Below are 22,610 nucleotides of genomic sequence, written 5' to 3' on the forward strand. Positions count from 1 at the left end.
AACCGTCCCGTCCCGCGAGGAGGTGCCGATGGACCCCGTCCGGGCCCTGGAGCGGATCGCCTTCCTGCTGGAACGCGGCAAGGCGGTCACCTACCGTGTCCAGGCGTTCCGCACCGCCGCGCGCACCGTCGCCGCGATGGACGACGGCGAGGTGGAGCGGCGCGTGGCGGACGGCTCGCTGGAGCGGGCCAAGGGCATCGGCCCCCGCACCGCCCAGGTGATCCGCGAGGCGCTGGCCGGAGAGGTCCCCGGATATCTGGAGCGGCTCGAAGCCGAGGGCGCCGGACCCCTCACGAAGGGCGGCGAGCACCTGCTGTCCCTGCTGCGCGGGGACTGCCATACGCACTCCGACTGGTCGGACGGCGGCAGCCCCATCGAGGAGATGGGCCGCGCGGCGGCGGAACTGGGCCACGACTGGACGGTCCTCACCGACCACTCGCCCCGGCTCACGGTCGCGAACGGCCTCTCGCCGGAGCGGCTGCGCAGGCAGCTCGCCGAGGTGGCCGAACTCAACGCGCGCTGGGCGCCGTTCAGGCTGCTCACCGGCATCGAGTGCGACATCAACCTCGACGGCTCCCTCGACCAGGAGGAGGACCTGCTCGAACAGGTCGACCTGGTCGTGGTCTCCGTCCACTCCAAACTCCGCATGGACGCCGCCCCGATGACCCGCCGCATGGTCGCCGCCGTCCGCCATCCGCAGGCGAACGTCCTCGGCCACTGCACCGGGCGCCTCGTCACCGGCCGGGGCCGCCCCGAGTCGTCCTTCGACGCCGACGAGGTCTTCGCCGCCTGCGCGGAGGCGGGCACCGCCGTCGAGATCAACAGCCGGCCCGAACGGCTCGACCCGCCCCGCAGGCTGCTGCGCCGGGCCGTGGCGGCGGGCACCCTGTTCGCCGTCGACACCGACGCGCACGCGCCCGGCCAGCTCGACTGGCAGGCGTACGGCTGCGCCCGCGCCGAGGAGTGCGAGGTCCCGCCGGAGCGCGTGGTCACCACCTGGACGGCCGACGAGCTGCTGCGCTGGACGCGGAAGGGCAAGGTCCCCAAGAGGGCGGCCGGTTGAGCCCGGCGGACACGACAGCGGCCCCCACCCGGGAAGGGTGGGGGGCCGCCGCCGGAACGGGGCGCGTCAGCCGCGCTGGATGCCCGTGGTGTCCTGGAGGACGCCGCGACGGCCGTCCTGCGTCTGGGCGATCAGCGCCGAACCGCGCTGCTCGACCGCGAGGTACCAGGTGCCCGGCGCCAGCTCGGCGATCGGGGCCTGCGAACCGTCCTCGTTGTACAGCTGGCGGGCCACCGGCACCGCGAACCAGAACGGGGTGAAGTCACCGGCGCCGCCACCGGCCGCCGGAGCCGCCGGAGCCTTCTGCGCCTCGGGCTGGCCCGGCTGCTGCGCACCGTACGGCTGCGGCTGGCCCGGCTGCTGGCCGCCGAACGCCGGCTGCGGACCGCCCGGGTAGCCGTAGCCCTGGCCGGGCTGGCCACCGTACGGCGGCTGCACGGCCTGCGGGCTCGGGGCGCCGGCGAGGGGGGCCTTGAGGGCCGGGACCAGCGGCGAGGCGATCGCGCCCGCGGCCAGCGCCAGGGAGGCGATGAAGCCGAGGATCAGACCGGCGCCCGCGTCGATCTGGCCCAGGTCGATGATCGTCCAGAACAGGTTCCACGCGGTGAACACCGTGGCGGCGACGCCGAACTGACCGAGGTCGAGACCCGCGACCTTGCGCGGCTGGGGCTGGGAACGGGAGAGCACGATCAGCGCTGCGCCGATCACTCCGACCATGTAGACACCGATGCCGTTGCCGAGCATGTCCCAGGAGTTGGGGGCGTCGGCGGCGGCGTTTCCGTAGTCGTAGTAGTCCAGGAACGAGGCGATGAACAGCACGACCGCTGCTCCGATCACCACGCCGTCGCCTCGAGTGAGGGAGCGGATATTCACGTGAAGGTCCTTAGTCGATCGTCTCGTCGGGGCGGTCGTCGCTGCCGCCGGATACCCGGCGGGCACGGCTTGAAGCTCGGGAACGGCTCCCCATCGTAGGGATGAATCTATCGTCTGGCCGGGCGGGTTGTGTTCCTGCCCGGTTGGTGCGGGGACATCCTCCCGAATTCATCGCAGAATCACCCCTTGACTACCCCTTGAGGTAGCTGCTGATACCGTCCGCGATGCCCTGGGCGGCCTTCTGGCGCCAACCCGGGCTGGTGAGCAGGGCGGCGTCCTTGGGATCACGCATATTGCCGCATTCGATGAAGACTTTGGGCACGGTCGACAAATTAAGTCCGCCGAGATCCCCGCGGACGTCCAAACCCGTTTTGCCGCCGATGTAATTGGAAGGGGAACTTCCGGTACTGCGTACGAACAGTCCGGCGATACGGGTGCCGAGATCGCGTGAAGGCTCAACGATCTCCGAGGTGTCCGCACCCCCGCCGCGCACGAGTGCGGGAAGGATCACATGGAACCCCCGGTTCCCCACCGCCGATCCGTCCGCGTGCACCGAGACCACCGCGTCCGCGTGCGCCTCGTTGCCGATACGGGCCCGCTCGTCCACGCACGGCCCGAACTCCCGGTCCCCGTCGTACGTCAGGAGCACCCTCGCGCCCTGCGCCCGCAGCAGATCCCGCAGCCGGTGCGCCACGTCGAGGGTGAACTCCGCCTCCGCGTAACCCCCGTTGGTGGCGGTCCCGGTGGTGTCGCACTCCTTGTGGCCGGTGCCGATGTCGACCTGGCGGTTGATCGCGGCGGTGTGCAGGTGGTTGCGCGGGTTGTGCCCGGGGTCGATGACCACGGTCTTGCCGGACAGCGGCCCGCCGGGAGCCGCCGGCTCCTTCGAGGGGGACTTCGTCGGCGCCTTCGCCGGGGACTTCGACGGCGACGGGGCGGCCTTCGTGGGCGCCGCCGACGGCGAGGCCGGGGTGGTGGCCGCACCGCCGCTCGGCCCGGCCTGGGCCTGCGCGGGCCCGCCTCCGTCGCCGCAGCCGGCCAGGCCCAGGCAGAGCAGGGCAGCGGCGGCGGCGAGCCGGAGCGGGTGGCGCGGGGTGGGGGGAAGGCTCTCGTGGTGACGCACCCGGCGATGCTACCGGCCGGGTCCTGCCCTGTCCGGGGCGTCCGCGGACCGGCCGGGAACGCCCCGTAAGCGGGTCCTCCCGGTCAGATGCCCGGTCCGGTGCGGCGCAGCACGCGCAGCGAGTCCGTGACGGAGACCTCCGTGAAGGCGCCCGATTCCAGCGCCCGCAGATACACCCGGTACGGGGCCTGGCCGCCGTGGGCCGGGTCCGGGAACACGTCGTGGATCACCAGCAGCCCGCCCTCGGCGAGATGCGGGGCCCAGCCCTCGTAGTCGCCGTTCGCGTGCTCGTCGGTGTGGCCGCCGTCGATGAAGACGAAGCCCAGCGGGCCGCCCCAGACCGCCGCCACCTGCGGCGAGCGCCCCACGAGCGCCACCACCTGGTCCTCCAGGCCCGCCGCGTGCAGCGTCCTGCGGAAGGTGGGCAGGGTGTCCATCCGGCCGACCTCCGGGTCCACCACGGTCGGGTCGTGGTACTCCCAGCCGGGCTGCTGCTCCTCGCTGCCCCGGTGGTGGTCGACGGTGAGCGCGGTGACGCCGGCCACCCGCGCCGCGTCGGCGATCAGGATCGTGGAGCGCCCGCAGTAGGTGCCGACCTCCAGCAGCGGCAGGCCGAGCGCGGCGGCCTCGGTGGCCGCCTCGTACAGCGCGAGCCCCTCGACCACCGGCATGAAGCCCTTGGCGGCCTGGAAGGCGGCGAGAATCTCCGGCTTGGGCTCGGCGGCCACGGCGTTCCTCCTGGTCGGTACGGGTACGGCGTCATCGTGCCGTACGCCCCCGCCGAAGGTACCGGCGGGGGCGCGAAGGGGAGCCGTAAAAAGATCAGCAGCTCTGCCAGAGGCGGGTCATGACGCGGACGCCGAAGCGCAGCCCCTCCAGCGGGACGCGCTCGTCCACGCCGTGGAAGAGGCGGCCGTAGTCCAGGTCGTGCGGGAGCTTCAGGCCCTTGAAGCCGAAGCAGCGGATGCCCAGGTGGGTGAACGCCTTGGCGTCCGTGCCGCCGGGGTTGCAGTACGGCACCGGGTGGCCGTCCGGGTCCTCGGCGCGGACCGCCGCGCACATGGCGTCGACCAGCGGGCCGTCGAACGTGGTCTCCATGGCGATGTCGTGGTTGACCCACTCCCGGCTGACCGAGGGCAGCAGCAGCCGGTCGATCGTGTCGATCAGCTCCTGCTCGTGGCCCGGCAGGAAGCGGCCGTCCACGCGGGCGGTGGCCTTCCCCGGGATCACGTTGGTCTGGTAGCCGGCGCTGAACATCGTCGGGTTCGCCGAGTTGCGCAGCACCACCTGCATGAAGTCGGCGACCGGGCCGAGCCGGGCGAGGCTGCCCTCGATGTCGTCCTCGTCGAACGCGACGCCGTAGAGCCGGGCGGCCTCTTCGAGCAGCACGCGGACCGGCTCGATCAGGCGGATCGGGAAGGTCTCGCGGCCGATCCGGGTCAGCGACTCCGCGAGGTCGGTGACCGCGTTCTCGTCGTTGGGGGAGGAGCCGTGGCCGGCCCGGCCGGTGGCGGTCAGCTCCATCCAGGCCATGCCGCGCTGGGCGTTCTCGATCGGGTACAGCCGCCGGGTGTCGTCGATCGCGAAGGAGAACCCGCCGCCCTCGCCGATCGCCTCGGTGACCCCGGCGAACAGCTCCGGGCGGTGCTCGACCAGCCAGTGCGCGCCGAACTTGCCGCCCGCCTCCTCGTCCGCGAGGAAGGCGAGGACCAGGTCGCGGGAGGGGGCCGTTCCGGTGCGGGCGAAGTGCCGGGCGGTGGCCAGCATCACCGCGACGGTGTCCTTCATGTCGATCGCGCCCCGGCCCCAGAGGTAGCCGTCGCGGATCTCGCCGGAGAAGGGCGGCACCTGCCACTCGGAGGCGTCCGCCGGGACCACGTCCAGGTGGCCGTGGACCAGCAGGGCGCCGCGGTCCCGGTCGCGGCCGGCGATCCGGGCGATGACGCTGGCGCGGCCGGGCGCGGACTCGACCAGTTCGGAGCCGATGCCCACCTCGGCCAGGCGGGCCACGACCCACTCGGCGCTCGCGCGCTCGGTGCTCGTCGGGTTGGAGGTGTCGAACCTGATCAGCTCGGCGCAGAGGGTGACGACCTCGTCCTGGGCCTCGTCGGAGGCCGGGACGAGTGCGGCGTCGGGTGCGGTGCTCATGCTGCTCCCACAGGGGTGGTGGTGCGGGCGGCCGGGGCCGGGCCGTCCTGCTCGTCGGCGAGGACGGAGGTGCCGTAGGGCTTGATCCAGCCCAGCAGGCCCAGGGCGCTGTACAGGACGAAGGCGGTGGCCAGCGAGTTCAGGGCCGGGATGCCGCCGTCGTAGAACTTGCCGACGCAGAACGCGGCGATCCAGATCACGATCGACATCGGCACCCAGGTCGGGGAGTGCGCCGGAAGGGTCTGCGCCTCCCGGGTCTCGTCCAGCGGCTTGCGCATCCGCTTCACGACCCAGTACTCGGCCACGATGATGCCGCCGATGGGCGGGATGGCGACGCCGAGGATCGTCAGGAACTCGGTGAAGTGGCTCATGATCCCGACGGCCGACAGGACCGTGCCCGCGATGCCCAGGACGATGGTGACCGCGCCGCGGTGGACGCGCTTGTTGAAGACCACCTGGAAGAAGTTGACGACGCCCAGCGAGGAGCCGTACAGGTTCCAGTCGTTGATCTTCGCCGTGGACATCAGGACGACGAGCACACCGAAGGCGCCGGAGGTGGAGAGCACGATGTGCGAGACCTCGTTGCTCTTCACCAGGTGGCCCAGGAGCACACCGGTCAGACCGACGATGTACTCGGAGAGGATCATGGACGAGGCGCTCTGCAGGAAGACGTGCGAGCCCTTGCGGTTGTAGCGGGTCATCTCGGGGGAGACGATCGCGCCCGTCATGTAGCCGCCCGCGATGGCGGTGGCGGCGACGGCCAGCGGGATGGTGTCGCCCGGCGGCGGCGAGTGGACCAGGTCGCTGAACGAGTGGTCGTTCAGGGTCCGGATCACGGAGAAGGCGACCATGGCGAAGAACAGCGGCGTGACCACCTTCGCGAAGTTGGCCATGTACTTGAAGCCGAAGATCACCAGGGCCGTGATGGCGATGCCCGCGAGCACGCACCACATCCAGGACGGACCGCCGACCAGCGCCGAGACGCTGTCACCGAAGATCTTGTTCTGGACGCCGAACCAGCCGACCAGGCTGACCGCGATCACGAAGCTGACCAGCGCCGAGCCGTTGCGGCCGAAGCCGACCCAGCGGGTCAGCATCGGCGTCGCCAGGCCCTCGCGCATCCCGGCCAGGCCGATCGCGAAGATCACCACCTCCAGGATCACCGCGCCCAGCGTGAACGCGAGGAACGCGTCACCGAAGGTCATCCCGACGCCGATGGTGGCGCCGAGCGTGAACTGCGAGATCGAACCGGACTGGGCCAGCCACTGGAGGAGCATCGACCAGAAGCCGAACCGCTTGTCGCGCGGGACGCGCGAGAGCGCGTAGTCGTCGCTGCCGATGCTCTTGGGCGCGGGCGCCACGGCACCGGACTGCGGGGCGGCTGCCATCAGGACTCCTGGGGGGTACGGCCGAAGGTCTGCAGGTGGGTCAGCGAGCCGTAGCGGCTGACGAGGTTGTCGAACTCCACCGCGTCGTGGAAGTCCAGCCGGCCGTCGCCGTACGCCTTGGCGACCTCGACGGCATAGCGGGCGGCGGACGCGATGTCGCTCTCGTGACTCGCGCCCGTCCCGCAGCCCGGCACCGCCGCGGCCGAGGTGATGGCGAGGCCGATCACGGGGGCCGCCGTCGCGGTGGAGGGCTGGAGGATCGAATTGATGTGGTGTGCCCCATTACCGTACGGGGTGATGTCCTGGGTGGTCACCGGGTACGTGACCAACGGCTCACCGGTCACCACGGCCAGCAGCTCCCCCAGCTGCTCGTTCACGCGGAGCACCCAGCCCTCCTTGACGGTGGGCGACAGGGCGAGGCCCTTGTGGTTGATGATGCGGTTGCCCTTGGTGGTGTCGATGGAGAGCACGGCCTCCATCTCGCCGGTCACCTCGTGCCGGTTCATCGTGGCGATGTCCACCGGCGACCCCATGAACGGCACCGGGTCGTGCGGCTCGGTCGGCGCGTCCGGGCAGATGTGGGTGGCGATGATCACGTCACCGGGCAGCACATCGCCCCGGCGGCGCATGTCGAGCAGCTTGGCGGCGGCGGCCAGCGCCGAAATGGCGCCGTCGGCGTCGGAGACCAGGCCGGTCACCTCGGGCCGGGCGCCGATCCCGCCGAGCCGGCCGACGACGCCCAGGGTGCGGGCGTCGCCCCCGGCCGTACGGCCCCGGGAGCCGGGGATGCGGACCGACACGAAGTCCGTCGAGCCCCGCTCACCGGCGACCGTGGTGACCTGTGCGGACGAGCCCTCGGCCCCCGCCGCGGCGTCCAGGTACTCGACGGCCGTCTTGCCATTGGCCTGGGGGTCGTCGAGCAGCTCGACGAGGTCCAGTACGTACTTCAACATGGGGGGCCTTTCTCGCGCATCCGTCACACCCGTCCGGAGCCGGCCAGGGAGCCGCGGCTCCGGACGGGGTGCTGAGAGCAGATTCGGGATCGGATAGCGTTGAGCGCAATGATTTCCCGTTATCTGCAATTCACGTCTGAATGGTGAGATGGCCATGGCGGAGTTCGAAGTCGACCGGCGCACCCCCGCCGGAGCCCTCCAGACCGTCGACCGCGCGCTGCTCGTGCTGCTCGCGTTCGAGCGGACCCGGCCCGACTGGGGGGTGACCGAGGTCGCGGCCGAGTTCGGCTGGGACACCTCCGTCGCCCAGCGGCTCCTCGCCACCCTCGCGGGGCGCGGCTTCCTGGTCTCCGACCCCGCCACCCGGCGCTACCGCATCGGCCCCGCCGTGCTGCGCCTCGGCCGCCTCTGGGAGCGCTCGGGATCACTGGAACTGCTGGCCGGACCGGTCCTGGAGGAGCTGCGCCGGGTCACCGGCGACACCGTGCTCTTCTGCCTGCCCGACAGCTTCCACATGCGGTGCGTGGCCGCCGAGGAGGGCGAGGCGGGGCCGCTGCGCTACTACCCGCTGGTCGGCGAGCTGTACCCGGCGCACGCCGGGGCCACGTCCAAGTCGTTCTACGCCTACCTGCCCGACGAGCAGCGCCACCGGCTCTTCCGGGGCCGCCCGATGGCCCGCTTCACCGACCGGACCGTCACCGACCCGGACGTGCTGGAGCAGCAGCTCCTCCAGGTCCGGGCCCAGGGCTACGCCTGGACCGTCGGCGAGTACGACACCGGCATCGCGACCCTCGCCGTACCCGTCTTCCTGGGCCGCGAACCGTACGGGAGCCTCAGCCTCGGCGGCGCCGAGGAACGGTTCGACGGCGCCCCCGAGAACCGCCTCGACGCGCTGCGGAACGCCGCCGCGCTCCTGGAGAAGCGCCTCACCCACCCGCCGCAGCGCGCGAAGCCCCGCGCGCGCCGCACCCCGTCCGCCTGATCCGAAGAACGACCCGCTCCGACCCGCCCCCGAGAGGAACCCCGTGCACCTGCTCCTGCTCTCCAACTCCACCCAGTACGGCCGCGGCTACCTGGAACACGCCCTGGACACGGTCACCGGCTTCCTGCCCGCCGGTGCCCGCCTGGCCTTCGTGCCGTACGCGCTCGCCGACCACGACACGTACACCGCGCGCGTCCGCGGCGCCCTGGAACCGGCCGGGATCACCGTGCGCGGCGTCCACGAGCACGCCGAGCCGGCCGCCGCGCTGAAGGACGCGGACGCCGTCTTCATCGGCGGCGGCAACTCCTTCCGGCTGCTCAGCGCGCTCTACCGGACCGGGCTGCGCGAGGCCGTCGCGGACGCCGTGCGCGCCGGGCTGCCGTACATGGGCGCCAGCGCCGGCACCAACATGGCGGCGCCCACCCTGCGCACCACCAACGACATGCCCATCGTGCAGCCGCCGTCCTTCGCGGCCCTGGGCCTCGTGCCGTTCCAGATCAACCCGCACTACCTGGACCCGGACCCCGCCAGCACCCACAAGGGCGAGACCCGCGAGGAACGGCTCACCGAGTTCCTGGAGGAGAACGACGTCCCGGTCCTCGGCCTGCGCGAGGGCTCCTGGCTCCGCGTCGAGGACGAGGCGGCCCACGTCGAGGGGGCCCGCCCCGCCCGCCTGTTCACGCGGGGCGCCGAGCCCCGGGAGCTGCCGGCCGGGACGGACGTGTCCCACCTGCTCAGGACGGAACCGCGGTTCGACGCTCCGGCGCGCTGACGCCCCCCAGCACGAGGTCGGTGACCGCGGGGCCGCCCTTCGCCGGGCAGGCGCGCGGCGCGTGGCCCGCGGCCGACGCCGCCAGGACGAACGTGCCGGACTCCGGGGCGGCCAGCGCCCAGCGGCCCCGCGCGTCCGTGGTGGTCAGCCCCGCCTGCCGGCCCTGCCGGTCGATCAGGGTCACATTGGCCCCGGCGACCGGGGCCCCGTCCGCGTCGAGCACCCGGCCGCGGAAGCCCTCCGGGCCCGGCAGGGGGAGCGGTTCGGCGTCCTCGGCGGCGCGCCGGGCCGCCTCGTCGCCCTCGCTGCTCGCCAGCAGGACCGGCGCGGTGGCCGTGCGCCGGGACGGCAGGAACGAGGCCAGGACGAGACCGGCGACCACGGCACCCGTCGCGATGAGGAACGAGATCCGGAAGCCCTTCATCGTGGGCACCGCGACCGGGCCCATCCGGGTCGAGGTGTGGGCCAGGACCATGCCGATCACCGCGCTGGACACCGAGGTGCCGATGGAGCGCATCAGGGTGTTGAGCCCGTTCGCGGCGCCGGTCTCCGAGGCGTCGACGGCGCCGATGATCAGGGCGGGCAGCGAGGAGTAGGCGAGCCCGATGCCCGCGCCGAGGAGGACGGCGATGATCACGGTCTGCCAGGCGGCGCTCATCAGGCCGAGCCCGGCCCCGTAACCGATGGCGATGACCAGCATGCCGAGGATCAGCGAGACCTTCGGGCCCCTGCGGGCCGAGATCCGCGCGTACAGCGGGGCGACGAACATCATCGTCAGGCCGAGCGGGGCCACGCAGAGCCCGGCGACCACCATCGACTGGCCGAGGCCGTAACCGGTGGAGGCGGGCAGCTGGAGCAGCTGGGGCAGGACCAGCGAGACGGCGTAGAACGCGACGCCGACCATGATCGAGGTCAGGTTGGTGAGCAGCACCTCACGGCGGGCCGTGGTCCGCAGATCGACCAGCGGGGCGTCGCTGCGCAGCTCGAAGAGCCCCCACAGCACCAGCACGACGAGCGAGGCGGCGATCAGCCCGAGGGTGGTGGGCGAACCCCAGCCCCAGTCGCTGCCCTTGGTGATCGGCAGCAGCAGGAGCACCAGGCCGAGCGAGAGACCGAGCGCGCCGACCGTGTCGAACCGGCCGGGGGCGCGCAGCTTCGTCTCGGGCACCGCGAACACGGTCAGCGCCATGGCCAGCACGCCGAGCCCGGCCGAGCCGAAGAAGAGGGCGTGCCAGTCCGTGTGCTGGGCGACGAGCGCGGCGGCCGGCAGCGCGAGTCCGCCGCCCACCCCGATCGACGAACTCATCAGCGCCATCGCCGAGCCGAGCTTCTCGCGCGGCAGCTCGTCGCGCATGATGCCGATGCCGAGCGGGATCGCGCCCATCGCGAAGCCCTGGAGGGCGCGGCCCACGATCATGACGACGAGGTCGTCGGTGAAGGCGCATATCAGCGAGCCGACCACCATCACGGCGAGGCTGGCCAGCAGCATCCCGCGCTTGCCGTACAGGTCTCCGAGCCGCCCCATGATCGGGGTGGAGACGGCTCCGGCGAGCAGGGTGGCGGTCATCACCCAGGTCGCGTTGGAGGGGGCGGTGTGCAGAAGGGCGGGCAGATCCTTGATGACGGGGACGAGCAGGGTCTGCATCACGGCGACGGTGATACCCGCGAAGGCGAGCACGGGGACGATCCCCCGGCCCGCCTTCGCGCGCGGATCGGGAAGCTCCGCGGTGGGCTGTTCGTGCGTCGTCTGTGGCATGCGTGCGGCCTCCGGGCGGCGGTGAGGAGCGGGGTGTACGAACGGTTGCGACCGGTGCTGCGGGCAGCACCGACCGCCAAGTCTGTGCATGGTGAACCTTCCTCGGCTACGGCGTATTCCGGGGTGCGGGGTGCGAATCCGGACCGGCCGCGCGCGGGGCGCGTGCGCAAGCGAGGTGACGGCACGTCAGTTCACGGTCCGGTCCTACGCCGCTGGACCGAGGGCGAGGAGACCTGAAACCGATGTACGGGCCACAGGGGGCCTGCGAGTATGACGCCCATGGCCGACGCCCCCCTGCTCGCAGCGCCCACCGACCGGAGCCCCGTCCGCACCTGGGCGGTGATCCTCGCCGCCTGCGTCGGGCAGTTCCTCGTGGTGCTCGACGTGTCCGTCGTCAACGTCGCGCTCCCGTCCATGCGGGCGGACCTCGGGCTGAGTTCCACCGGGCTTCAATGGGTGCTCAACGCGTACTCGATCGCCTTCGCCGGTTTCATGCTGCTCGGCGGGCGCGCCGCCGACCTGTACGGCCGCAAGCGGATGTTCCTCGTCGGCCTCGGCCTGTTCACCGCCGCCTCACTGGCCGGCGGACTCGCCCAGGAGGGCTGGCAGTTGCTCGCCGCCCGCGCCGCGCAGGGGCTCGGCGCCGCCGTCCTCGCCCCCGCCACCCTCACCCTGCTCACCGCCGCTGTACCCGAGGGCCCCGCCCGCGCGAGGGCCATCGGCACCTGGATGGCGGTCGGGGCGGGCGGCGGCGCGGCCGGCGGACTCGTCGGCGGGGTGCTCACCGACGCGCTGTCCTGGCGCTGGGTGCTCCTGATCAACGTGCCCATCGGGGTGCTCGTGCTCACCGGCGCCGCCCTCTGGCTCGCCGAGGGCCGCACACGCGGGCGCAGCCGCGTCGACCTGCTGGGCGCCGTCCTCGTCACGGCGGGCCTCGCCGCCACGGCGTACGGCATCGTGCAGACCGAGGAGGCGGGGTGGACCGCCGCCGCGACCCTGGTCCCGCTGCTCGGCGGACCGGTGCTGCTCGCCCTGTTCGCCCTCGTGGAGACGCGCACGGCCAAGCCCCTGATGCCCTTGCGGGTGCTGGGGGCACGGGCGGTGGCGTCGGCGAACACGGCGATGCTCGTGATCGGCTCGGCCACGTTCTCCATGTGGTACTTCATGACGGTGTACGCGCAGAACGTGCTGGACTACAGCGCGCTGGAGGCCGGGCTCGCCCTGATGCCGACCTCGCTCGCCGTGGTCATCGGCTCCAAGAGCGCGCCCCGGCTGATGGCCCGCGTCGGCGCGAAGAACCTCGCGCTGATCGGCACCGCCGTCACCGCGGCCGGCTTCGGCTGGCAGTCCACGATGACCGCGCACGGCTCCTACCTCACCGCGGTCTGCCTGCCCGGCGTGCTCATGATGGCCGGTGCCGGGCTCGCCTCGACCCCGCTCGCCTCGCTGGCCACCTCGGGCGCGGCGCCGGGGGAGGCCGGGCTCGTCTCGGGGCTCGTCAACACCTCGCGCACCATGGGCGGCGCCCTCGGGCTCGCCGTGCTCTCCACGGTCGCCGCCGCCCGCACCGGGGGCGGGGCCGACCCGGCCGCCCTCACCGCCGGCTACGCCCTGGCCTTCCGCACGGCGGGCTGCGTCCTGCTCGGCGGCCTCCTCCTGATGCTGCTGTGGCTCCCGCGCCACCGGCCGGAACGCCTCACTTCCGTGCGTACAGCGTCACCCGACGCCCCCGCACCCGCTCGTCCCCGATCACGGTGAAGTAGTCCCTCAGGACGGCCGCCTTCACCCTCTCGCGCCGCCCGTTCTCCGGACGCGCCGCCCCCGGCGCGTCCGTGACCAGCAGTATCCGGCGCTGGGCGAGCATCGCGTCCCTTATCCGGGCCGGGGAAGCCTCCACCCCGTTCAGCGTCCCGGACGCGCGCGGGCTCCGGGCCAGCGCGATGTCCCGCAGACCGGTGAACGCCTCGGGCGAGACCAGCCTCGCGTCGCGCCGGGCGCCGGGCAGGAACACCACCGCGGTGCCCGGCTCCTTCATCCGGCGCACGTCCGCCGTCATGGCCAGCACGTCGTCCACCCGGCTCGACGGCGACCGCTTGGCCAGCGACTGCGGCAGCAGCGCCGCCACCGCGCAGGCCAGCAGCACCGGTACGAGCCACCGCGACGCCGCCGGGAACCGGGGCGCCACCGCCCGTACCGCCGCCCCCAGCAGCGAGCCGATGAGCAGCGCCAGACCGAGCAGGCTGAAGAGGATGTAGCGGTCCAGGAAGAGCGGCTTCTCCAGCGAGACGGCGGCCAGACCGAGCTGGGGGACCGCCAGCAGCGGCAGCCCCACCGACGCGATCGAAAGCCGGCGCCCGCCCGGCCGGTCCACCAGGGCCCCGAGGCCGCCGACCGCCAGCAGCACCGCGGGGCCGATCATCATGTGCCAGGTCAACGGCGGTATCCAGGACACCTGCTTGGACTGGCCCGAGGTGAACAGGACCAGCGGCAGCGCCCCCGCCACGGCCGCCCCCGAGGCCGCCGCCCAGCGCGCCCACATCCGGCGCCCGGCCCCGCTCCACGCCAGCGTCGCCGCGTGCGCGGGCAGGATCAGCAGCGAGAACCAGTTCAGCAGCGCGCAGACCAGCACCGTCCCCGCGTACGCCGCCCAGCGCCCCCACCGGTCGCGTCCGCCGAGCAGCGTCACGAGCAGCAGCGTCGACACCCCGGCGCCCGCCGCGACCAGCGCGTAGGGGCGGCCCTCCTGGAAGTAGAACTGCACCGCCGGCAGCAGGCAGAGCGCCATCCCGCCGCCCAGGCCCGCCCACCTTCCGGCCAGCCGCTCGCCGATGACCGCCACACAGCCCGCCGCCACCGCCATGGCCAGCACGGAGGGCAGCCGCAGGGTCGTCGTGGTCGGCCCGAACCAGTCGAAGAGCCCGTGCATCAGCAGGTAGTAGAGCCCGTGGACCGCGTCGACATGGGCCAGCATGGCCCGTATGCCGGCGGCGGACCGCAGCGCCACCTGCCAGGTCGCCGCCTCGTCCCGCCAGAGGCTGTCCTGCCGCGAGAGCCCCCAGAGCCCGAGGCCCAGGGTCCAGAGCGCGGGGACGAGCCAGAGCGGGACGCGGCGGGGCGTGGGTATGCGAGAGGGCATGGCGGAGGGGCCTCGGGTCGGACGGAGCGCGGACGCGGTCAGAGCCAGCCCTGCTGCCGGGCGGCGCGGACCGCCTCCATGCGGTTGCGGGTGCCCGTCTTGCCGATCGCCGACGAAAGGTAATTGCGGACCGTTGATTCTGACAGATGCAGTTTCGCGGCGATGTCGGCGACCGTCGCCCCGTCCGCCGACGCGACCAGCGCGTCCCGCTCCCGCGCGGTGAGCGGACTCGCCCCCGAGCTGAGCGCCGCGGCGGCCAGCGCCGGATCGACCACCGTCTCCCCGGCGAGCACCCGGCGGACCGCCTCGGCCAAATCCTCGACCGGGCCGTCCTTCACCAGGAAGCCCGCCGCCCCCGCCTCCATCGCCCGGCGCAGATAACCGGGCCGGCCGAAGGTGGTGAGGATCAGCACCCGGCAGTCCGGGACCTCCTCGCGCAGGTCGGTCGCCGCGTCGAGCCCGCTGCGCCCCGGCAGCTCGATGTCCAGCAGCGCCACATCCGGCCGGGAGGCCAGCGCGGCCGCCACGATCTCGTCGCCCGCGCCGACCTGGGCCACCACCTCGATGTCCGGCTCCAGCCCGAGCAGCAGGGCGAGCGCGCCGCGCATCATCCCCTGGTCCTCGGCGAGCAGGACGCGGACGGACTTGGCCGGGGGTGCTCCTGAGGCATCTCGTTCACCGGCCCAGGTTAGGCGAGCAGCCCGGACCGTCCCCGGCTCCGGGCGCCGGAGTCGCGTCGGCGTCCTCCTCGCCGCTCGCGTCCACCGGAAGCTCCGCGGTCACCACGAACCCGCCGTCCGGGCCCGGGCCCGCCACCAGGGAGCCGCCCGCCGCCGCGAGCCGTTCGGTGAGCCCCTTCAGACCGGTGCCGCCGATGCCCGGGGTGGGCGCGGGGCCCTCGGTCCTGCCCCGGCCGTCGTCGGTCACCGTGAGCCGGACCTTCTCGCCGGTCCCGGTGACCTCGAACACGCAGCGCGTCGCCGTGGAGTGGCGCACCACGTTGGTGACCGCCTCCCGCACCACCCAGCCCAGCAGTGCCTCGGTCTGCGGGGAGAACGGCGGCCCGGAGCGCCGGACGACCGGCTCGATCGCGGCGGCGGCCAGCGCGGACCTGGCCCGGTCCAGCTCGGTCGCGAGGCTGCCCTCGCGGTAACCGGTGACGGCCTCGCGGATCTCGGTGAGCGCCTGGCGCCCGACGGACTCGATGTCGGCGACCTGGGACAGCGCCGCGTCCACATCGCGCGGGGCGAGCCGGCGCGCGGCCTCCGACTTCACCACGATGACCGAGAGCGTGTGGCCCAGCAGGTCGTGCAGATCGCGTGAGAAGCGCAGCCGCTCCCGCTCGACGGCGGCCCGGGCCAGCTCCTGCCGGGTGGCCCGCAGCTCCGTCACCGTCTCCGCCAGCCGCAGGATCGCCGAGGTCACGGCCCCGGAGATGAACGTCCCGTACCCCAGCGTCCACGGCGGCGAGGCGCTGTCGTCGCGCCAGACCGCGACCGCGCACGCGGCGACCGCGAGCCCGAGCAGCCCGACCGCGAGCAGCCGGTGGCGCAGGACCGTGCCGGCGGCCAGCGAGAGCAGCGGGAAGAACAGCAGCCAGCTGCCCCCGTAACCGATGGCCAGGGCGAAGGTGACCGCGGCCAGCGCGCCCAGCAGGACGTACGTCACCGGGCTCTCGCGCTTCTCCTTGCTGAAGCCCCGGAACACCACCGAGATGTAGAGCGAGTTGAAGGCCAGCAGGCCGGCTCCGGCGATCCACGGGGTGGGGGTCTCGCCCTGGAAGAGGTTGGAGAAGGCGCCGAGCCCCATCAGCAGCCAGGGCAGCAGCGCGTACGGCGAGGGCGGGCCCGGCCTGCGGGCCTCCTTCCGCATCCGGCGGCGCTCCCTGAACGATGGTCGTCCGGTCCCCGGCATGTTCACTCCCGTCACACGGTCCTGGCGGACCGACGGTACGAGATCACCGCGTACGCGCCGAACAGCAGCAGCCACGCGGCGAGCACGCCTGTCGTCATGGCGCCCGGCGCGTGCCCGTCGGTCGTCGCCCAGCCCAGGTCCGCGAACCGGTTGGCCGGGGTGAACCGGCCGACCGAGCGCAGCCACTCGGGCAGCATCTCCAGCGGGAACCACAGCCCGCCGACGACGCCGAAGCCCATCAGGCAGGCGACGTTGACGACGCCGGTGCCCTGCGGGGTCAGCCGGTAGCCGTTGCCCAGGCCGAGCAGGGTGAAGGGCAGCGCGCCCAGCCACAGCAGCAGCACCAGCACCGCCCACTGCCAGGCCGCCATCCGCACCCCGTTGATCAGACCGCCGGCCAGCAGCACGGTGAGGATCACCGGCAGCACGGTCACCGATCCGCTGATCGCCCGGCCCACCACCGCGTGCGACGGGGAGAGCGGGGTGACCCTCAACTGCTGGAGCCAGCCGAGGGACTTGTCGGAGGCGACGCCCGTACCGATCGACATCGCGGAGCCGAGCGCGCCGTACGCGGCCATGCCGACCATGGACGCAGTCTTCCAGCCGTCGGCGCCGTCGTCACCGATGTTGGTGAAGATCAGATACATCAGCACCGGCATGCCCGTGCCGAAGATCAGGAATCCGGCGTCACGCAGGGTCCGGCGCATTTCGAGCAGGATGTACGGGAACATCAGACGGTCTCCTTCTCGGTGGCGGGCGCGGTCGTCGCGAGCACGGCGTCCCCGGGTGCCGTGAGCGCCAGGAAGGCGGTCTCCAGCGTGGCCCGGGAGACCTGGAGGCCCCGGACCAGGCCGAGGCGGGCCAGCTCCACGACCGTCGCGTCCGAGTCGTCGGTACGCAGCAGGGCGCGGTCGCCGGTCACCTCGACGGCGACGACACCGGGCAGCCGGTCCAGGCCCTCGGTGGAGCCGCCCGCGAGGTCGAACGAGACCTGGCTGTGCCCGGCCGCGTCCTTGATCGCCGCGCCGCTGCCGTCCGCGACGACCCGGCCCCGGTCGATGACGACGATCCGGTCCGCGTTCTCGTCGGCCTCCTCCAGATAGTGCGTGGAGAAGAGCACGGTGTTGCCGCGCCGGGCGTAGGCCCGCATCGACTCCCAGAACGCGCGCCGCCCCTCCACGTCCAGGGCGGCGGTCGGCTCGTCCAGCACGATCAGCTCGGGATTCCCGGCCAGCGCGACGGCGAACCGCACCCGCTGGGTCTGGCCGCCCGAGAGCTTGTCGATGCGCCGGTCCGCGTACTCCGTGACGCCCGCCAGGGCCAGCGCCTCGGCGACCGGCAGCGGGCGCGGATAGGTGGAGGCGACGAAGGAGACCAGCTCGCGCACGGTCACCCTGGGTATCGGCCGCCCCTCCTGGAGCATGGCGCCGACGAGCCCCGCCCGCACCGCCTGCTCGGGGGAGCGGCCCAGGACCCGCACGGCCCCCTCGTCCGGTGCGTTCAGCCCGAGCAGCAGCGAGATGGCGGTGGACTTTCCCGCCCCGTTGCGGCCCAGCAGGGCCACGGTCTCGCCGCGGCCGATCCGTACGTCCACCCCGTCGACGGCCCGCACGCTCCGCCCGGCCCGCCCGAACGTCTTCACCGCCCCGGTGAAGACCACCGCGGCCTCGTCGTCCCTTGTCTGCGTCATGTCTACGACGTTACGCAGCGTGAGTATGCGGCGGCAGATGTGTATGTACTGGGTCCGCCATGACATATGTCATCGCGGACGCGGAGGGTCCGGATCCGGTCGCTCCCGTGGGCGGACAGAGCGGTGCCCCCGCTGCCCGGGATGGTCTCCCGGGCAGCGGGGGCACCGCTTTCCCCTCCTCGATACGGCGGTCAGGCCGCCGCGACGCCGCTCTCCTCGGCGGGGCGGCGATGACGGCCGGCCGGCGTTGCCGCCGTGTCGTCCGTCGCCACACCCCCTCGGTGCTTGCCGGAGCCGCCGGCGTCGCCCCGCTGTGCGTCCGCCGCGGGCGGGAACGTCTGGGTCGTGTCGGTGCGGGCTTCAGACATGTGGGAAGTCACCCCGTTGTGATCGCTTACGTGTGTGCCGACCGGAACGTCACGCCGCCGCAGGCCCGGGAAAGGCCACGGTCGGTGACCAAGACACACGGTGCGTGAGCCCGGCCCCAGCCTAGTCAGGGGTCGTACGCCCCACGAGTGGCGCCTGCCCCAGAGGAACCGGTGTACACACTGGAGGATTCATCGATGGCGCGGAAGGTTGCCTACCATTTACGTCGCCCGCGCACTCCGCCTCCTCCGGCATCTCCAGCAGGGCCACCGCGCACGCCGTGTCCCCGTCCGCGTACGGAAGTTTGAGCACCCCGTCGCGCGACCAGACCCCGCTGCCCGCCAGCCAACCCCCGGGCGCCGCGAGCTGGTGCAGCCGGCGGCCCGACGGTCGCCACAGGCCGATCCAGCTGCCCGCCGCCCCGTCGATCCGGAGGGCCACCGCACAGCTCTCCGGCATCAGCATCTGCCCCGGCTGCACGGCGAACGGCTCCACCGAGCAGCCCGGCAGTCGCAGGCACTCCGGGAACCGTACGGGCAGGCAGCTGCCGAGCACCCCCCAGCCGAGCCGGTCGTGGCCGGGCGCGTCCGAGCGGATCAGCAGCAGACCGCTGTCCGGGTCCGCGAGCAGCAGCCGGTCGTCGCTCTCCGGCGCGATCTGGAGCAGCGGCGTCATCTCGGCGCCCCGCCCCAGGTCCACCGCGACGCTCTTCACGGGGCCGCCCCCGGCCGGTTCGCGGTCCAGGGCCAGCAGCCGGCCGGCCCGGTCCAGCCAGACGCCGCCGGAGCACCGCCCCGGCAGGTCCGCGAGGTGCTCGGGCCCGGACGCCCCGCCCGCCACCCGCCACAGCTCGGTGGAGTACGCGCCGACCGCCAGGGCGTACGCGCTCACCCCGTCCGGCGACGGCGGCAGCAGCGTGAGCGCGTCCCGCTCGACCGCCCCGAGCAGCAGCTCGCCGGTGCCGGGGCCGGTCGGATAGAGCAGCGAGAAGGTGTGCCGCTCGGCGACCCGGCGCCGGATCAGCACCCGCCCGTCGGCGAGCGGCACCACCTGCGCCTCGGCCTCCTCCGGCTGGTCGGTGGGCAGCGGCACGGCGTACGGCTCGGGCCCGTCGAGCGTCCAGCGCTCGGCGTACCAGGCGGTGTCGGCGCCGGGCACCGGGGCGGCGGTGAGCCGGGCGCCGTACGCGCCGTCGGCGGTGAGCGTGAAGGGGGGCAGAACCGTTTCGGCGGGGGAGTGCGCCTCGGCTGCGGCGGCCGGTGCGAGCGCCCCCGGCGCCGGGGCGTCTTCCGCCGGGGCGCTCCCCGCCGGGGCGCCCTCCGCGGGGCCGGTCTCCGTGACGGCCTCCGCGCGGCCGCCCGGATCGGGCTCCGGCTCCGGTTCCGGCTCCGCCGACCCGCCGTCACCCGTCATGGTCCCGTCCTCGATGGCACAGGCAGTCATCGACTCATCACCTCCGGCAACCGAAGCTAGTTTTCGCACTTCCAGCCGAACAACACGACCTCCCCCACTTCACACATAAGGGTGGTGATGGCCGGATTTCGCTGTGCGACCGAGGGTGCGTGTGCTGTACGGGGCCGAGCCGCGGGCGGCCCGTTCCCGGGGCTTCCCGGGGCGCGGCGGGCAGGTAGCCTTTCCTCCGTGCCCCGTCTGTCTGAAGTCATCTCCGAGCTCGACGCCCTCTGGCCGCCCGAGCGGGCCGAAGGATGGGACGCGGTCGGCACCGTCTGCGGTGATCCGGACGCCGAGATCCACCGGGTGCTCTTCGCCGTCGATCCCGTCCAGGAGATCGCCGACGAGGCGAAGAAGCTGGGCGCGCACCTGATCGTGACCCACCACCCGCTCTATCTGCGCGGTACGACGACGGTCGCGGCGGACACCTTCAAGGGCCGCGTCGTGCACACGCTGATCCGCGAGGACATCGCGCTGCACGTCGCCCACACCAACGCCGACACCGCCGACCCCGGGGTCTCCGACGCCCTGGCCGCCGCCCTCGACCTGCGCGTCGAGCGCCCCCTGGTCCCGGACGCGACGGACCCGGCCGGCCGCCGGGGGCTCGGCCGGATCTGCGTGCTCGACCACCCCGAGACCCTGGCCGCGTTCGCCGCCCGCGCCGCCGCCCGGCTGCCCGCCACCGCGCAGGGCATCCGCCTGGCCGGCGACCCGGAGGCGCCGGTGCGCACCGTCGCGGTGAGCGGTGGTTCCGGCGACAGCCTCTTCGACGCGGTACGCGCCGCCGGTGTGGACGCCTTCCTCACCGCCGACCTGCGCCACCACCCGGCCTCCGAGGCCACCCAGCACTCGCCGCTCGGCCTGGTCGATGCCGCACACTGGGCCACCGAGTGGCCGTGGTGCGAGCAGGCCGCCGCGCAGCTCGAAGCGATTTCCGACCGCCTCGGATGGGACCTGAGGGTCCACGTCTCGAAGCAGGTCACCGACCCCTGGACCGCCCACCACTCTTCTGGAGCCCCCAACTGAACGCCGCGCCCGCCGACCAGATCCGACTTCTCGACGTCCAGGCGCTCGACCAGCGCCTCTCCCAGCTCGCGCACCGCCGCAAGTCCCTGCCCGAGCACGCCGAGATCGAGTCGCTGACGGCCGACCTCGCCCAGCTCCGCGACCTGCTCGTCGCCTCCACCACCGAGGAGAGCGACACCGCCCGCGAGCAGACCAAGGCCGAGCAGGACGTCGACCAGGTCCGCCAGCGCGCCGCCCGCGACCAGCAGCGCCTGGACTCCGGCGCGGTCACCTCACCGAAGGACCTGGAGAGCCTCCAGCGCGAGATCACCTCGCTCGCCAAGCGCCAGGGCGACCTGGAGGACGTGGTCCTGGAGGTCATGGAGCGCCGCGAGTCCGCGCAGGAGCGCGTCGCGGAGCTGACCGACCGGGTCGCCGCCGTGCAGGCCAAGGTGGACGACGCCACCGCCCGCCGCGACGCCGCCACCCAGGAGCTCGACACGGAGGCCGCCTCGGTCACCAAGGAGCGCGAGGTCGTCGCCGGTTCGGTCCCCGCCGACCTGCTGAAGCTGTACGACAAGCTCCGCGTCCAGCAGGGCGGGGTGGGCGCCGCCCGCCTCTACCAGCGCCGCTGCGAGGGCTGCCGCCTTGAGCTGAACATCACCGAGATCAACGACGTGAAGGCCGCGTCCCCCGACACGGTGCTGCGCTGCGAGAACTGCCGCCGCATCCTGGTCCGCACCGCCGACTCGGGCCTGTAGTGAGCCTGCCGCGCCGGTTTGTTGTCGAGGCCGACGGCGGCTCCCGGGGCAACCCGGGCCCCGCCGGCTACGGCGCGGTCGTCATCGACCCGGACACCGGCGAGACGCTGGCCGAGACCGCCGAGTACATCGGCGTCGCGACCAACAACGTCGCCGAGTACAGGGGCCTCGTCGCGGGCCTCCGCGCGGTGGGCGCCCTGCTCGCGGACGGCCCGGTGGGCACCGTGGTCCAGGTGCGCGTCCGGATGGACTCCAAGCTCGTCGTGGAGCAGATGTCGGGCCGCTGGAAGATCAAGCACCCGGACATGAAGCCGCTCGCGGCCGAGGCGGCGGCGGTCCTGCCCGGCGCGGACATCAGCTACGAGTGGATCCCGCGCGAGCGGAACAAGCACGCCGACCGGCTGGCCAACGAGGCGATGGACGCGGGCCGCCGCGGCGACCGCTGGGACCCCTCGGCCTCCACGGCCGCCCTGGACACCCCACGCGCCCCGGTGGCCGCCGACCCCGTCACCCCGCAGGTGGGCTGGGGTTCGGCGCCCGACCTGGGCGCGCCCGCCACCCTCCTCCTGCTGCGGCACGGCGAGACGGCCCTCACCCCGCAGAAGCGGTTCTCCGGAAGCGGCGGCACCGACCCCGCGCTCTCCCCGGCGGGCCTGGAGCAGGCCGAGCGCGCGGCCACGGCGTTCGCGGCGCTCGGCACCGTGGAGGAGATCGTCAGCTCACCGCTGCGCCGCTGCCGCGAGACGGCCGGGGCGGTCGCGGCCCGGCTCGGCCTGGAGGTCCGGATCGAGGACGGGCTGCGCGAGACGGACTTCGGTGCCTGGGAAGGGCTCACGTTCGGCGAGGTCGGGGAGCGGTACGGGGACGACCTGGACGCCTGGCTCGCCTCCCCGGACGCGGCCCCCACGGGCGGCGGCGAGAGCTTCACGGAGGTAGCCGAGCGCGTGTCGGCCGCCCGGGACGCCCTCGTCACGCGTTACGCGGGCCGCACGGTCCTCGTCGTCACGCACGTCACCCCGATCAAGACCCTGGTCCGGCTCGCCCTGGGGGCGCCCCCGGAGGCGCTGTTCCGCATGGAGCTGTCGGCGGCGTCCGTCTCGTCCGTCGCGTACTACGCCGACGGCAACGCCTCCGTACGCCTGCTGAACGACACGTCCCACCTGCGATAAGGGCACCGGGACAGCACTCGGCCCCACCGGCGGGGGGAAGGCCGGTGGGGCCGAGGCGG

General features: G+C 73.4%; 21 protein-coding genes. 7 read left to right on the forward strand and 14 right to left on the reverse strand.

The window, feature by feature from the left end; translation table 11 throughout:
* The first annotated feature begins 28 nt into the window (after window positions 1-28).
* Window positions 29-1,063, forward strand: coding sequence for a PHP domain-containing protein (locus tag NEH16_RS22545; protein WP_265544597.1), 1,035 nt, complete (start codon window positions 29-31; stop codon window positions 1,061-1,063).
* 66 nt (window positions 1,064-1,129) lie between these two features.
* Here NEH16_RS22545 and NEH16_RS22550 read toward each other — a convergent pair whose 3' ends face one another.
* The 6 genes from NEH16_RS22550 to NEH16_RS22575 all read right to left on the reverse strand — a co-directional run bounded on the left by NEH16_RS22550 (window position 1,130) and on the right by NEH16_RS22575 (window position 7,548).
* Complete coding sequence (locus NEH16_RS22550; RefSeq protein WP_073965389.1) at window positions 1,130-1,903, reverse strand: hypothetical protein; 774 nt, start codon at window positions 1,901-1,903, stop codon at window positions 1,130-1,132.
* 223 nt (window positions 1,904-2,126) lie between these two features.
* Window positions 2,127-3,059: an N-acetylmuramoyl-L-alanine amidase gene (locus NEH16_RS22555; RefSeq protein ID WP_265544599.1), complete on the reverse strand. Its 933-nt coding sequence runs from the start codon at window positions 3,057-3,059 to the stop codon at window positions 2,127-2,129.
* 83 nt (window positions 3,060-3,142) lie between these two features.
* Window positions 3,143-3,787 (reverse strand): class I SAM-dependent methyltransferase, encoded by a 645-nt coding sequence (locus tag NEH16_RS22560; RefSeq protein WP_374215609.1) that lies wholly within the window; start codon window positions 3,785-3,787, stop codon window positions 3,143-3,145.
* A gap of 94 nt (window positions 3,788-3,881) precedes the next feature.
* Window positions 3,882-5,207, reverse strand: a complete 1,326-nt coding sequence (locus NEH16_RS22565) for a M20/M25/M40 family metallo-hydrolase (protein ID WP_265544600.1) — start codon at window positions 5,205-5,207, stop codon at window positions 3,882-3,884.
* Window positions 5,204-6,595, reverse strand: a complete 1,392-nt coding sequence (locus tag NEH16_RS22570; RefSeq protein WP_265544601.1) for a cytosine permease — start codon at window positions 6,593-6,595, stop codon at window positions 5,204-5,206. Before NEH16_RS22570 ends, NEH16_RS22565 begins: the two co-directional genes overlap by 4 nt.
* Window positions 6,595-7,548: a DUF1177 domain-containing protein gene (locus NEH16_RS22575; RefSeq protein ID WP_073863382.1), complete on the reverse strand. Its 954-nt coding sequence runs from the start codon at window positions 7,546-7,548 to the stop codon at window positions 6,595-6,597. Before NEH16_RS22575 ends, NEH16_RS22570 begins: the two co-directional genes overlap by 1 nt.
* 148 nt (window positions 7,549-7,696) lie before the next feature.
* Between NEH16_RS22575 and NEH16_RS22580 the strand changes: the two genes are divergently transcribed.
* Complete coding sequence (locus NEH16_RS22580) at window positions 7,697-8,530, forward strand: IclR family transcriptional regulator (protein WP_265544604.1); 834 nt, start codon at window positions 7,697-7,699, stop codon at window positions 8,528-8,530.
* Between the two features lie 43 nt (window positions 8,531-8,573).
* On the forward strand, window positions 8,574-9,302 hold the full coding sequence (gene pepE, locus NEH16_RS22585) for a dipeptidase PepE (protein ID WP_265544606.1): 729 nt from the start codon (window positions 8,574-8,576) through the stop codon (window positions 9,300-9,302).
* Here the strand turns inward: pepE and NEH16_RS22590 are convergent.
* Window positions 9,265-11,058 (reverse strand): MFS transporter, encoded by a 1,794-nt coding sequence (locus tag NEH16_RS22590; RefSeq protein ID WP_265544608.1) that lies wholly within the window; start codon window positions 11,056-11,058, stop codon window positions 9,265-9,267. The two genes, pepE and NEH16_RS22590, sit on opposite strands and share 38 nt — an antisense overlap.
* A gap of 279 nt (window positions 11,059-11,337) precedes the next feature.
* Here NEH16_RS22590 and NEH16_RS22595 point away from each other — a divergent pair, with 279 nt between their 5' ends.
* Entirely contained in the window at window positions 11,338-12,816 is a 1,479-nt protein-coding gene (locus tag NEH16_RS22595; protein WP_374215608.1) for an MFS transporter, read from the forward strand.
* Here NEH16_RS22595 and NEH16_RS22600 read toward each other — a convergent pair.
* The 7 genes from NEH16_RS22600 to NEH16_RS22630 form a co-directional block, all read right to left on the reverse strand.
* Window positions 12,755-14,194 carry a glycosyltransferase family 39 protein gene (locus tag NEH16_RS22600; protein WP_265544613.1) on the reverse strand — a complete coding sequence of 480 codons (1,440 nt, stop codon included), beginning with the start codon at window positions 14,192-14,194 and terminating at the stop codon, window positions 12,755-12,757. The two genes, NEH16_RS22595 and NEH16_RS22600, sit on opposite strands and share 62 nt — an antisense overlap.
* A 38-nt stretch (window positions 14,195-14,232) precedes the next feature.
* Complete coding sequence (locus tag NEH16_RS22605) at window positions 14,233-14,805, reverse strand: DNA-binding response regulator (protein ID WP_430523765.1); 573 nt, start codon at window positions 14,803-14,805, stop codon at window positions 14,233-14,235.
* A 64-nt stretch (window positions 14,806-14,869) separates the two neighbouring features.
* Window positions 14,870-16,066, reverse strand: a complete 1,197-nt coding sequence (locus NEH16_RS22610; protein ID WP_265544614.1) for a sensor histidine kinase — start codon at window positions 16,064-16,066, stop codon at window positions 14,870-14,872.
* A gap of 53 nt (window positions 16,067-16,119) precedes the next feature.
* Window positions 16,120-16,839 carry an ABC transporter permease gene (locus tag NEH16_RS22615; RefSeq protein WP_073965400.1) on the reverse strand — a complete coding sequence of 240 codons (720 nt, stop codon included), beginning with the start codon at window positions 16,837-16,839 and terminating at the stop codon, window positions 16,120-16,122.
* Window positions 16,839-17,768 carry an ABC transporter ATP-binding protein gene (locus NEH16_RS22620; protein WP_265547324.1) on the reverse strand — a complete coding sequence of 310 codons (930 nt, stop codon included), beginning with the start codon at window positions 17,766-17,768 and terminating at the stop codon, window positions 16,839-16,841. The genes NEH16_RS22615 and NEH16_RS22620 overlap by 1 nt, the downstream gene beginning before the upstream one ends.
* Window positions 17,769-17,989: 221 nt before the next feature.
* Window positions 17,990-18,166: a hypothetical protein gene (locus tag NEH16_RS22625; protein ID WP_265544615.1), complete on the reverse strand. Its 177-nt coding sequence runs from the start codon at window positions 18,164-18,166 to the stop codon at window positions 17,990-17,992.
* 121 nt (window positions 18,167-18,287) lie between these two features.
* Window positions 18,288-19,607: a hypothetical protein gene (locus tag NEH16_RS22630; protein WP_265544616.1), complete on the reverse strand. Its 1,320-nt coding sequence runs from the start codon at window positions 19,605-19,607 to the stop codon at window positions 18,288-18,290.
* A 198-nt stretch (window positions 19,608-19,805) separates the two neighbouring features.
* Here NEH16_RS22630 and NEH16_RS22635 point away from each other — a divergent pair, with 198 nt between their 5' ends.
* Genes NEH16_RS22635 through NEH16_RS22645 form a run of 3 tightly spaced genes read left to right on the forward strand, consistent with a single transcriptional unit; the run spans window position 19,806 to window position 22,551 of the window.
* On the forward strand, window positions 19,806-20,642 hold the full coding sequence (locus tag NEH16_RS22635; RefSeq protein WP_265544617.1) for a Nif3-like dinuclear metal center hexameric protein: 837 nt from the start codon (window positions 19,806-19,808) through the stop codon (window positions 20,640-20,642).
* On the forward strand, window positions 20,639-21,382 hold the full coding sequence (locus tag NEH16_RS22640) for a zinc ribbon domain-containing protein (RefSeq protein WP_199879076.1): 744 nt from the start codon (window positions 20,639-20,641) through the stop codon (window positions 21,380-21,382). Before NEH16_RS22635 ends, NEH16_RS22640 begins: the two co-directional genes overlap by 4 nt.
* On the forward strand, window positions 21,382-22,551 hold the full coding sequence (locus NEH16_RS22645) for a bifunctional RNase H/acid phosphatase (protein WP_265544618.1): 1,170 nt from the start codon (window positions 21,382-21,384) through the stop codon (window positions 22,549-22,551). The genes NEH16_RS22640 and NEH16_RS22645 overlap by 1 nt, the downstream gene beginning before the upstream one ends.
* Window positions 22,552-22,610 lie beyond the last annotated feature (59 nt).

The sequence above is a fragment of the Streptomyces drozdowiczii genome (genome assembly GCF_026167665.1).
Taxonomy (GTDB): Bacteria; Actinomycetota; Actinomycetes; order Streptomycetales; family Streptomycetaceae; genus Streptomyces; species Streptomyces drozdowiczii_A.

What these genes read in the sequence shown, in the direction of transcription:
- NEH16_RS22575 (WP_073863382.1), bottom strand. Translation starts at nt 7,548, where the DNA reads ATGTTGAAGTACGTACTGGACCTCGTCGAGCTGCTCGACGACCCCCAG.
- NEH16_RS22630 (WP_265544616.1), bottom strand. Translation starts at nt 19,607, where the DNA reads ATGACTGCCTGTGCCATCGAGGACGGGACCATGACGGGTGACGGCGGG.
- NEH16_RS22590 (WP_265544608.1), bottom strand. Translation starts at nt 11,058, where the DNA reads ATGCCACAGACGACGCACGAACAGCCCACCGCGGAGCTTCCCGATCCG.
- NEH16_RS22545 (WP_265544597.1), top strand. Translation starts at nt 29, where the DNA reads ATGGACCCCGTCCGGGCCCTGGAGCGGATCGCCTTCCTGCTGGAACGC.
- NEH16_RS22595 (WP_374215608.1), top strand. Translation starts at nt 11,338, where the DNA reads ATGGCCGACGCCCCCCTGCTCGCAGCGCCCACCGACCGGAGCCCCGTC.
- NEH16_RS22600 (WP_265544613.1), bottom strand. Translation starts at nt 14,194, where the DNA reads ATGCCCTCTCGCATACCCACGCCCCGCCGCGTCCCGCTCTGGCTCGTC.
- NEH16_RS22580 (WP_265544604.1), top strand. Translation starts at nt 7,697, where the DNA reads ATGGCCATGGCGGAGTTCGAAGTCGACCGGCGCACCCCCGCCGGAGCC.
- NEH16_RS22610 (WP_265544614.1), bottom strand. Translation starts at nt 16,066, where the DNA reads ATGCGGAAGGAGGCCCGCAGGCCGGGCCCGCCCTCGCCGTACGCGCTG.
- NEH16_RS22625 (WP_265544615.1), bottom strand. Translation starts at nt 18,166, where the DNA reads ATGTCTGAAGCCCGCACCGACACGACCCAGACGTTCCCGCCCGCGGCG.
- NEH16_RS22565 (WP_265544600.1), bottom strand. Translation starts at nt 5,207, where the DNA reads ATGAGCACCGCACCCGACGCCGCACTCGTCCCGGCCTCCGACGAGGCC.
- NEH16_RS22570 (WP_265544601.1), bottom strand. Translation starts at nt 6,595, where the DNA reads ATGGCAGCCGCCCCGCAGTCCGGTGCCGTGGCGCCCGCGCCCAAGAGC.
- NEH16_RS22615 (WP_073965400.1), bottom strand. Translation starts at nt 16,839, where the DNA reads ATGTTCCCGTACATCCTGCTCGAAATGCGCCGGACCCTGCGTGACGCC.
- NEH16_RS22605 (WP_430523765.1), bottom strand. Translation starts at nt 14,805, where the DNA reads ATGATGCGCGGCGCGCTCGCCCTGCTGCTCGGGCTGGAGCCGGACATC.